Source organism: Archangium sp. (assembly GCF_036388035.1).
Taxonomy (GTDB): Bacteria; Myxococcota; Myxococcia; order Myxococcales; family Myxococcaceae; genus Archangium.
Genome location: NZ_DASVSO010000304.1, coordinates 1 through 9303, shown reverse-complemented (window position 1 = coordinate 9303; position 9303 = coordinate 1). Strand labels below are relative to the sequence as shown.

General features: G+C 71.0%; 6 protein-coding genes. 3 read left to right on the top strand and 3 right to left on the bottom strand.

The genetic code is table 11. The annotated features are described in order from the left end of the window. Both VF697_RS12660 and VF697_RS12655 read left to right on the top strand, forming a co-directional pair. Positions 1 to 841, top strand: an 841-nt coding sequence (locus VF697_RS12660) for a M35 family metallo-endopeptidase (RefSeq protein WP_331094662.1), incomplete at its 5' end; no start/stop codon positions are given. A gap of 73 nt (positions 842 to 914) precedes the next feature. Next, positions 915 to 2657: a kelch repeat-containing protein gene (locus VF697_RS12655; protein WP_331094660.1), complete on the top strand. Its 1743-nt coding sequence runs from the start codon at positions 915 to 917 to the stop codon at positions 2655 to 2657. Here the strand turns inward: VF697_RS12655 and VF697_RS12650 are convergent. Together VF697_RS12650 and VF697_RS12645 are read right to left on the bottom strand one after the other, a co-directional pair. Continuing rightward, positions 2654 to 4177, bottom strand: coding sequence for a hypothetical protein (locus VF697_RS12650; RefSeq protein ID WP_331094658.1), 1524 nt, complete (start codon positions 4175 to 4177; stop codon positions 2654 to 2656). The two genes, VF697_RS12655 and VF697_RS12650, sit on opposite strands and share 4 nt — an antisense overlap. A 5-nt stretch (positions 4178 to 4182) precedes the next feature. Beyond that, positions 4183 to 6033 (bottom strand): caspase family protein, encoded by a 1851-nt coding sequence (locus VF697_RS12645; RefSeq protein WP_331094656.1) that lies wholly within the window; start codon positions 6031 to 6033, stop codon positions 4183 to 4185. 122 nt (positions 6034 to 6155) lie between these two features. Between VF697_RS12645 and VF697_RS12640 the strand changes: the two genes are divergently transcribed. Further along, positions 6156 to 7814: an Ig-like domain-containing protein gene (locus VF697_RS12640; RefSeq protein WP_331094654.1), complete on the top strand. Its 1659-nt coding sequence runs from the start codon at positions 6156 to 6158 to the stop codon at positions 7812 to 7814. Between the two features lie 18 nt (positions 7815 to 7832). Here VF697_RS12640 and VF697_RS12635 read toward each other — a convergent pair. Further along, positions 7833 to 9303 (bottom strand): hypothetical protein (locus VF697_RS12635; RefSeq protein ID WP_331094652.1); only part of this gene is annotated, 1471 nt, incomplete at its 5' end.

Here is a 9303-nt window from a genome sequence, read left to right as displayed (position 1 = left end):
CGAGGAGCTGGAGGAGTCGCTCTTCACGGTGTCGCGCGGCGGCCAGCCCGTGGCCTTCGAGGGTCCCCACTACAAGCGTCCCGCGGCGCGCTCGGACGACTTCCTCACCCTGGCCCCCGGCGAGAGCCTGACGAAGACGGTGGACCTGGGCCTGTATGACCTGTCGCAGAGCGGCAGCTACAGCATCCGCTTCGAGGTGGACGCGGCGCGGGCGCACGGCTCCAGCGCCAAGCAGGGCCTGCTCAAGTCCAATGACGTGAGCGTGTGGATCGAGGGCCGCGCCAGCGCGGTCCAGGCCCCGTCGGACGGGACAACCTCGCTCACCAGCAGCATTGCGTTCTCCGGCCGGTGCTCCACCACGCAGACGGCCACCATCATGGACGCGCTGAACGCCGCCTCGGCCATGGCGGACAACTCCAGCGCCTACCTGAACGGCACCCCCTCGGGCACGCCGCGCTACACCACCTGGTTCGGCGCCTTCTCGACCAGCGGCTGGAGCACGGCGAAGACCCACTTCGCCGCCATCAAGGATGCCTTCGACACCAAGCCGCTGACGATCGATTGCAGCTGCAAGAAGAGCTACTACGCGTACGTCTACCCGAACCAGCCGTACAAGATCTACGTGTGCAACGCGTTCTGGAGCGCGCCGCTGACGGGCACGGACTCCAAGGGTGGCACCCTCATCCACGAGATGAGCCACTTCACCGCGGTGGCCGGCACGGATGACCACGTCTACGGTCAGGCCGGCGCGAAGAACCTGGCGCTCACCAACCCCACCCAGGCCCTGAACAACGCGGACAGCCACGAGTACTTCGCCGAGAACACGCCGTTCCTGCAGTGATTCTTGAAGTAGCTGGGTGAGGGAAACGGGAGCGGAGACGCTCCCGTTTTTCTTTTGGGCTAACGTTTCACCCATGCCCTGCCGGCCATGGTCCGTGCTGCTCCTGGCGCTTCTCCTGGGCGCGACCCGGGGGAGCGCCGCGCTTCCCACCTCGTCCGAATCCTCCCTGTCCCCACTGAGCCGCGGCCGCGCCCTGCACACGGCGACGCCGTTGCCCTCGGGCCAGGTGCTCATCGCGGGGGGACTCGATGCCGGGAGGACCCCCTTCCGGAACGCGGAGGTGTACGACCCCTCGCGGAGGCTCTGGCTCGATGCGGGCTGGATGGTCATGGGCCGCTACGACCACACGACGACGCTGCTGTCTTCGGGTCAGGTGCTCGTCGTGGGCGGTGCTCCCCACAAAGAGTCTCCTTCCGCTCCCACCACCGCGGAGCTGTATGACCCGGTGACCGGACGCTGGCGCGCTACGAGCCCCCCGGCGCGAGGCCGCCGCTCCCACACGGCGACGCTGCTGCGCTCGGGCCGGGTGCTCGTCGCGGGCGGCGAGGGCCAGAGCTCCGCGGAGCTGTATGACCCCGCGACGGAGACCTGGAGCGCCACCGGCGCCATGGCGATCGCTCGGAGTGGGCATACGGCGACACTGCTGCCCTCGGGCCAGGTGCTCGTCGTGGGGGGACAGGGCCAGAGCTCCGCGGAGGTGTATGACCCCACCACGGGGACCTGGAGCACCACCGGTGCCATGGCGACCGCTCGAAGAGGGCATACGGCGACACTGCTTCCCTCGGGTCAAGTGCTCGTCGCGGGCGGCGAGGACTCGGCCCTGAAGGCCCTTGCTTCCACGGAGCTCCATGACCCGACGACGGGGGCGTGGACTTCCGCCGCACCCATGGCCCTGGCCCGCACCTCGCACACGGCGACGCCGCTGCTCTCGGGCGAGGTGTTGATCACGGGAGGCCGCGAGCAACGCCTCCAGGACTCCGTGGAGCTCTACGCGCCAGGGTTGGACACCTGGACTTCACTCGTGCCGCTGCTCGCGGCCCGTTTCGGCCACACGGCGACGTTGCTTCCCTCCCGGGAAGTGCTGGTGACCGGCGGGTTCGCGGAGGGCACCTCCACCATGGGTTGGTATTCGCTCAACGCCCACTCGGAGTCCTACCAACAGGCCCCCCGGGGTCGGAGTGCTTCGATCGTCACCGCCGAGGAGCAACCGCTGACCGTGCTGCTGGAGGCCGAGGACCCGGAGGGTGACGCGATGACCTACTCGGTGCTCCAGGCGCCGGCTCACGGCACCCTGTCGGGCACCGCGCCCGTTCTCACCTATACGCCCCACCTGGACTTCCACGGCGAGGACTCCGTCACCTTCCAGGCGCATGACGGCAAGTTGGACTCACTCCCGGTGACCGTGTCGCTCACGGTGACGCCGGTGAACGACGCCCCCGTGGCCCACCCGGTGTCGCTGACGACGCGCCAGGGCACGGCCGTACCCGTGACGTTCAAGGTCTCGGACGTGGACGGCGATGCGCTCACCTTCACCGTGGTGGAGGCGCCCAAGCGCGGCCGGCTGCTGGGGACTGCCCCCGAGCTCACCTACGTGCCCCAACCGGCCGGTTATGGCAGTGACTCCTTCACCTACAAGGTCAGTGATGGCGTGCGGGAGTCCGAGGTGACCGCCGTTTCGATCACCGTGACTCCGGGGCCGGGCTACGCCGGGTGTAGCTCGTCGCAGGGGGCGGGCGCGTGGAGCCAGGCGATGGTGTTGATCGTGCTGGGCTCCGGCTGGCGGAGACGGACGAGAGGCCGGGCGGGACACCGCTAGAAATAGAGGCCACAGCCCAAGTCGAGTGCGGGGAGAATCCCCACGGAGCGGATGGAGGGGCGGTGGAAGAGCCTCAGCCCCAACCCGAGCTCGCAGGCGAGCGCGGGCTTCCAGGAGGTGAAGTACTGCACCCCGACGTCGAGGTGCAGGTAGCCCCGCCGGAGTTCTCGCTGGATGAGCGCGGGATCCTTGACGTCTACCCAGCCGTCCTCGTCGGGGACGGGCTCGGTTCGCGAGCCGAGGCCCAGCTGCGAGAACGGAACGTGGCCCCCCATTCCGAAGGTGGGGCTCCACCGCCAGCCGAGCGGCACCCAGCGGAATCCGAGATCCGTCCCCGGTCCGAAGGGCTCGACCGACAGGTGCAGGAACCAGCGCTCCTGGACGATGACCGTGCCCACCAGGGCGAGCGCGCCCCGGGTTCCCACGGCGTCGAGGCCGACACCCCAGCGGTGGCCGCGACGTGGGTTGTCCTGGCTCTCCCGCTCCGCGGCCCCCCGGATCTCCTCGTCTCGTTGCTCCGCGGCCTCCAACTCCTGAAGCCTCTGGTGCTGGGGCGCAAAGTCGGGATCCTCGGCCAGGGAGGGATCGGCCTCGAGCGCCGCACGCAGCGCCTGCCGCTCCCGCCGCGTCGCTCCCTCGCGTGCGTGGGCCTCGGACAGACGTACCCAGGCGCGTGCTCGCATGCGGAGTGCGCTCGCGTCGTCTGGCTTCGCGGCCAGGAGCCCCTCGAGGAGGCTCAGGGCGGCGTCCACCTCGCCCTCGGCCAGCAGACGCAGGGCCTCCTGGCGGCCCCGCTCGCGGTCTTCCTCGGCTTCGGGCCCTCCGTCTCGTTCACTCGGCGAGGGGAGGGCGGGGGCGCGCGCGGGCCAGGTGAGGGGGACGCTCTCCGAGGCGGGACGCCACCCGGCCGCGTAGCCGTGGGCCTCGGACAACGTGACCACTCCATCGTGATCCAGATCCGCCGGCCCGCGAAGGCCCTCGAGCCAGCGTGAGGTGAAGCGAGAACCTTCCACCGAGAGCTCCGCCTCGAAGCCTGGAGCGGGCAGGTCACTCCGGACGGTGAGGACGGCGCTGGACCCGCCCGCGTCGATCACGCCGAGGCGATGCGTGGCGGGCAGCGCCCGGAGGGTCTCCTGGAGCTCCTCGCGGGAGAGGGGGGCTCCCCGCAGATGGAGATGCCGCTCGTCCGCATGGCCCACGTAGTGGACGAGCACCACGCTCGTCCCTCCAAGGGCCCTCAAGGTGCGCGCCAGGTGCCGCAGGCGTGCGCGGACCGTCGCGGCATCCGGCTCCTGGAGGAGCTCGACCCGGTCAGCCGGGAATCCCCCCAGTGCGACGAGGACGTCGCGCACCCGCTCCACTTCGGCCTCCGCGTGGAGCAAGGGACGATCCTTGGACCACCCGAGGTTCGCGCCGATGAGCAACGCGAAGCGCTCCTCGCCCAGGGCCGGTGTGGCGACGAGCCCCACCAGGAGCATCCCCAGGACCGTCGAGCGGGCGCGATGGACCACCGGAGTCATGGAGTTCAGAGGTACCAATGGACGCCCAGGTTGAGCATGGGCGAGATGTTGATGTGTGGCGCGTAGGGGAGGTGCTCGGAGAGGATCACCCCGAGCCCCAGCTCGCCGGCCAGCGCCGAGCTGGAAATGAGCTGGATGCCGGCATCCACGTGGAGGGTGTTTCCCCAGAGCCCCCGGTAGCGATAGCGCAGGTCGAAGTTGGAATCTCCGTCCCACAGCCCTGGCCAGGGGGCGAGCGTGAGGTGGAGTCCCGCCCCCACGAAGGGCGTCAGCCTTCCTCCGATGGGGAGCAGGCGCCGTGCCCCGATGTCCAGGCTCGGCGCGCCGACGATCGCCAGCCCCAGGGGATCCACCGCCAGGTGCAGCAGCCACACCTCCTGGAGGAGCACCAGGCCCGACACCGACAGCAGCCCCCGCGTGCTGAGCACCTCGACTCCGAGCCCCCAGCGACGCTTGAGGCGCGGGTTGTGGCGGAGCTCGCTCTCCACGTCCGCGCGGATCCTCGAGTCCCGGGCCTCGAGGGACTCCAGCTCCTGGAGCCGCCGGTACCACCGTGCGAAGTCGGAGTCCTCGGCGAGCGAAGGCTCGGCCACGAGCGCCGCGCGCAGGGCCTCGCGCTCCCGCTGGCGATCTCCCACGCCCTCATAGGCCTCGGCCAGCCGCACCAGCGCACGCGCCCGGCCCCGCAGAGCGCCCGCGTCCTCCGGCCGCTGCGCGAGCAGCTCGTCGAAGATGCTCAGGGCCATGCCCGCCTCACCCAGTGCCAGCAGGCGCAGCGCTTCTCCCCGGCGCCACTCGCGGCGCTCGTCCGCGTCCAGCTCCTCCGGGTTGCCTCCCTTGAGGAAGCCGGCGCCCAGGGGCCTGGCCTCGTAGGACAACGTCTCCGCTCGCACCGGTACGCCCGGCGTGAGCCGGAGCCGGGCCACCTCCATCCGCTCTCGGAGCACACGCTTGAGCAGGTAGGGTCCGGGCGCGAGCGCGAGCACCACCTGCTCGCCCGGCCGCGAGCGACCCTCCGCCACGAGGCGGGATTCGTGCTCGTCCACCACCACGTACCGGTGGTCCTCCTCCGGGGGGAGCATCAGCCTGGCCGTGTCCTGCCCCAGGCGCGTCAGGGTGAGGTCTCCCTGTCCCTGGACGTCGAAACGGAACGCCGGGCGGTGCGGGACCGGGCTCGCCGCCGTCTCCACCTCCGTTCGCTGGTGGGAGTATTGGTAGGCCTCCGAGAGCGTGACGCTCCCGCTCCGGTCCAGATCCGCCGCGCCTCGCAGCCCGGAGACCAGGTGGTGCGTGAAGACCGAGCCCGCCAGCGCCCGCGTCTCCTGGGAGAGCTCGTCCGCGCCGCTCGACGTCAGCAGCACCAGGCCCCGGAGGCTCAGCTCGTTCACCACCTTCAGCTCGAACGCCGGGACGCGTCTGCCTCCCTTGGCCGTCAGGATGGAGCCGGACTTGCACGCGTCGAGGATGCCGACCCGCACGGACGCCGGGAGCTCCTGGAGGGTCTCGTGGAGCTCCGCGTGGGAGAGGGGAGGGCCGCGCAGGTGGAGGTGCCGCTCGTCCGCGTGCCCCGAGTAGTAGACGACCACCAGGCTCTCCGCGTCGAGCCCGCGCAGCGTCCGGGCCAGCCGCTCGAGCCGCGCGCGGACCGTCGTGGTGTCCGGATCCCTCAGCAGGTGGATCCGATCGGGAGCGAAGCCGCCCAGCTCCAGCAGGACGTCGCGCATCCGCTCCGCGTCCGCCTCCGCGTAGCGCAGCGGACGGTCATTGGCCCAGCCGACGTTGGCTCCAATGAGGATCGCGAAACGCTCCTCGCCCCGGGCCGGCATGGCGAAGAGCCCGCCCAGGAGGAGGAGCATCCCCGGTATCCAGGTGAGGAAGGGGTGGACCCAGGAGCCAGCGCGGGACATTCCCGGCACTTTGCCTCAAGGCCGATCCCCAAGGGAACATGGGCTCGGACCGTCACCCGGAGTGTCCCTCCATGTCTCCCTGGCCCTGGCTGTTGCTCCTGGTGCCCCCCCTCTCGCTGGCCGCGGCTCCAGGATGGACTCCGATGGAGGCGATGACGCAGAAGCGCCATGGGCACACGGCGACGTTGTTGCCCTCGGGCCGGGTGCTCGTCGCGGGAGGCTCGCCGGGTAACACCGTGAGTGATCCCTCCATCGCGGAGCTGTATGACCCGGTGGTGGGCTCCTGGCGCATGACGGGGGCCATGTCGGCGAGCCGTAGCGGGCACACGGCGACGTTGTTGCCCTCGGGTCAGGTGCTGGTCCTGGGCGGCGGCGTGGACGCCGTGGAGCACTATGAGCCCACGACGGGGGCCTGGCGCATCACGGGTGCCATGACGACGGCACGCAGCGCCCACACGGCAACGCTGCTGCCTTCGGGCAAGCTCCTCGTGGCCGGCGGAGGGGCCTCCGGCGCCGTTCGCCACTCCACGGCGGAGCTGTATGACCCGGAGCTGGGCTCGTGGACCCCGACCGGGAGCATGGCCACGGCGCGTGCCGGGCACACGGCGACGCTGCTGCCCTCGGGCCAGGTGCTCGTCGTGGGCGGTGACAACACGGGCTCCGCGGAGCTGTACGATCCGGCAACGAGCACCTGGAGCGCCACGGGCTCACCGCTCGTCCATCACGATGGGCCGCACACGGCGACGCTGCTGCCTTCGGGTCAGGTGCTCGTCGCGGGAGGAGGGCCCGACGTCGCGGAGCTGTACGATCCAGCGACAGGCACCTGGAGTGCCACGGGAGCCATGGCTCACGGCCGCGTCGGGCACACGGCGACGCTGCTGCCCTCGGGTCTGGTGCTCGTCGCGGGAGGAGGGACCGACGTCGCGGAGCTGTACGATCCGGTGACGGGGAGCTGGCGCACCACGCTCGCCATGGCGAAGAACCGCTATTCGCACACGGCGACGTTGCTTCCCTCCCGGGAGGTCCTGGTCACGGGAGGGTTCACGAGCTACGAGTGGACGGAGTACCTGGGCACCGCGGAGTCGTACCAGCCGGCGCCCAAGGCCCGAGCGGTGTCGACGGCCACGGCCGAGGACCAGCCGCTGCGGGTGGTGCTGGAGGCCGAGGACATGGAGGGCGACGTGCTCACCCATTCCGTGCGCCAGGCGCCGGCCCATGGCACCCTGTCGGGCACCGCGCCCGCCCTCATCTATACGCCCCACCTGGACTTCCACGGCGAGGACTCCTTCACCTTCCAGGCCCACGACGGCAGGTTGGCGTCCGAGCCGACAGCCGTCTCGCTCAGGGTGACGCCAGTCAACGACGCCCCCAGGGCCCACCCAGCCTCCCTGACGACGTCCGAGGACACGGCCATCTCCATGACGCTGGAGGCCTCGGACGTAGACGGCGATGCCCTCACGTACGTCGTGGTGAAGGGTCCCGAGCATGGCAGCCTGCTGGGAACCGGACCCGACTTCACCTTCGTCCCTCATCCCGGCTACGGCGTCGATTCCTTCACCTACAAGGTCAGTGACGGCGCGCTGGACTCCGAGGTGGTCACCGTCTCCCTGACGGTGTTTCAGCGCTCGGGCTGTGGAGGGTGTGGCTCCGCCTCGGGCGGAGGCGCGGGGGCCTGGGCCGCGGCGCTGGTGCTGCTCGCACTGGGCCTCGGACGCAGGCCCACCGTCTGAGCTTCCGCTGGCAGGAGGCTACCCCGTGCGCTCGTGCCCCGTGAGGGTCGCGAGCACGCTGTTTGGAATGAGTTCGGTCCCGAGATGGAGCGGCGCGGCCTCGATGCCCGAGGCCAGTGCCACCCGCCAGTAATGGTGGGCCGTGGTGGCCTCCACCGGCCCGGAGACGGGCGGGAGCTCCGGATGGGCCCGGCGGAGGAGCGGCTCGAGCTGGCAGCTCGCCACGCCCGTGCGCGCGATGCCTCGCAACAGCGTCGGACGGAGCCCCGAGGGGATGGCGGTGTCGTCCACCGTGCGGGTCACGGCACCACAATCCAGCAAGCCTCCTCCGACGATGAGGACGTCCCCGCGCGTGCGCATCCGTGCCCAGGCCGCCGGCACGTCGACGAGAGCAGGGAAGGAGTCGTCGACGAGCACGGTGCCGGGCGCGAGCCGGTCCACCTCCAACGCTCCCGGGGTGCTCGCGGCGCCTACGATGAGCCGCGCGCGATAGACGACGTCCGCGACGGCCCCAGAGGCCTGTGCGGTCTCGATATGGCCCCGGAACCCGTACTGTTCGCGAAGGTGTGTGGCCACCTCCTCCATCCGGCGTGCCGCTCGGGGGAGATCGCAGAGGATGAGGCTCCGGGGGTGTGTGGCGACCTGGAGGAGCAGCTCCGCCGCCGCCGCTCCGATGGAGCCCACTCCCACGAAGGCCACCTCCGCCTCGGACAGGTCCAGGCCCACGGCCGTGGCCGCGGCCAGGACGCTCCGCACCACGGCGACCACGGTGGTGGCGTGCCCGGTCGTGAAGGCCAGGCCCTCGGCGGCTCCGTCCCGCTGGGCGAGCCGGTGCAGCACTTCTCGGCCGAAACCGGTGTACGCCGGCAGCATCCCCGCGAGGGAGAACGCACGAACTCCCGCTCGGCGCGCCAGCAGCACCGCTTCCGTGACACGCGCGGCGAGTGCCTCTGGCGTCGAGGCCCCCAGCTCGTCCGCGAACAGCGGCAGGCACAGGAGCCCCGAGGCGCCGAGCGGTGTCTCGATGCGCTCGAGCCAGCGAGGGCTGCCGTTCGGGAAGAGCTGGCTCCGGAGCACCTCGCGGAGCCCAGGAACGGATGCGAGGCCCACGGCTCGGGCCGCCTCCTCCGGCGCGGGCAGGTAACCCACCAGCGCGGCATCCAACGCGCCCACGTCGATGGGGCCAAAACGGACCTCTGGACGCGCGGGAGCGTGGGTCTTCGCCCCTGGTTCTCCCGCGAGCGTCTCCAGCACGTCGAGGACGTCCGCGCGAACCCGCTCCAGCCCTCGGGGTCCCAGCGCTGTCGGGGCCCCATGGAAGGAGAGCCGCAGCGCTCTATTCAGGCGACGCGCGGCGAGCTGTAGATCCACTCCGCGTGGCACGTGTCCCTCCGTGCCGGAGTCCTCCCAGTGGACGCGCAGGCGCTCGCTCTCCAGGGCGCCGAAGGCCTCGAAGTCCATGAACGTGAAGAAGAATTGTGTGCCCGCG

Excerpts from the sequence above, each read along its gene's own strand:
- VF697_RS12655 (WP_331094660.1), top strand. The coding sequence starts at position 915 with ATGCCCTGCCGGCCATGGTCCGTGCTGCTCCTGGCGCTTCTCCTGGGC.
- VF697_RS12650 (WP_331094658.1), bottom strand. The coding sequence starts at position 4,177 with ATGACTCCGGTGGTCCATCGCGCCCGCTCGACGGTCCTGGGGATGCTC.
- VF697_RS12645 (WP_331094656.1), bottom strand. The coding sequence starts at position 6,033 with ATGCTCCTCCTCCTGGGCGGGCTCTTCGCCATGCCGGCCCGGGGCGAG.
- VF697_RS12640 (WP_331094654.1), top strand. The coding sequence starts at position 6,156 with ATGTCTCCCTGGCCCTGGCTGTTGCTCCTGGTGCCCCCCCTCTCGCTG.